The sequence below is a fragment of the Neptuniibacter sp. genome (genome assembly GCF_024231755.1).
Taxonomy (GTDB): domain Bacteria; phylum Pseudomonadota; class Gammaproteobacteria; order Pseudomonadales; family Balneatricaceae; genus Neptuniibacter.
Genome location: NZ_JAAEQH010000143.1, coordinates 1 through 1,162, shown reverse-complemented (window position 1 = coordinate 1,162; position 1,162 = coordinate 1). Strand labels below are relative to the sequence as shown.

Here is a 1,162-nt window from a genome sequence, read left to right as displayed (position 1 = left end):
CCCAATACTAGATTCATCAAATGCAGCTCCAGTTATATTTATCGCATTCTCTTCTGTAATTGGAGTTCTTATATTAAGACTATCAGCAAAGGTTTGTACTGTTGCACGCCCTGCTAGTAATGCATATTGAGCATGATCATCGTCAGATAACCCGGCAAGTGAACCATGTTCTGCAACTGTTCCACCAGCTCCTTTCAGGTTTGATGATCTCCAGTCAACAAAATTAGCTCCACTTTCAGTCGTCCTTAGTGCTCCATACGTCCCACGATTCTGTATAATAAATGTTGCTACAGGTACAATTTCCTGAAGAGGTAAAGTCCCGTAAGCAAGTTCGTTTATTTCAACTTCTGCCCCATCTCTTGCATCCCCTCTTGTTGTATATTCATATTGACCCTGAATCGCTATATATTTCGGATTTGCTCCTGAATCATCTGTGATGTTAGTAGCAAAAATATGGCCTAAACAAAAATCATTATTCCCGACTGCGGTTTGTGCCCCAGCGTTATTATAATAAACGTCACCAGCTGACATCTGGAAAGAATACCCGGCTCTTGTGATCCATCTCCATGCTGTGCCGACTAGATACCAGATCTCAACCCCAGCTGTAGATAATACTGCGCTGAGATCGTGCTCTATATCTTCATCATAAAACTCTCCGGCTGCAATACTGAACTGCGCATCAGTTGTGGTATTTCCATCTTGATCTATATCAAAATTGGCAAGTGCCATACCTTCCCGATAAACAGCGCCCATATTATCATGTAACCAGTGATGAGTAGCGGGAGCCATATTTGACCCGTGTTTCTCAGTCATTAGTCTACCGTCGTTATTAGTAGCATCCCAGTAAACATAAGCAACGACCGCTTTTGTCATTATTACAGTGTCAATTTGTGCATGACTCGGATTTAATGCAGTAGCAAGTACCCCTTCAGAGTCGAAATAAATAACCCAGAGTCCTTCGGTATCGGTCAACTGTGCTGTAAGGTTTCCAGTCTCGTTGTACTTCTTACCTTGGATAAAGTAATCATAACTTACTGCTGTTGGTGATAGTGTTAAAGTCCTGTCTGGTGCTGCGTCTGTCCATGTTAATGTGACTGCTGAAGCATCATCAAAGCCGTTCTGTAACCAGTCTGCTTGAGCAACCTTAGTTGTATCAGAATAT

1 protein-coding gene is annotated in these 1,162 nt (G+C 42.2%); it reads right to left on the bottom strand.

Annotation, left to right across the window (positions count from 1 at the left end; translation table 11 throughout):
• Positions 1-1,162: hypothetical protein (locus GY843_RS08125; RefSeq protein ID WP_297308396.1), on the bottom strand; the 1,162-nt coding region annotated here is incomplete at both ends.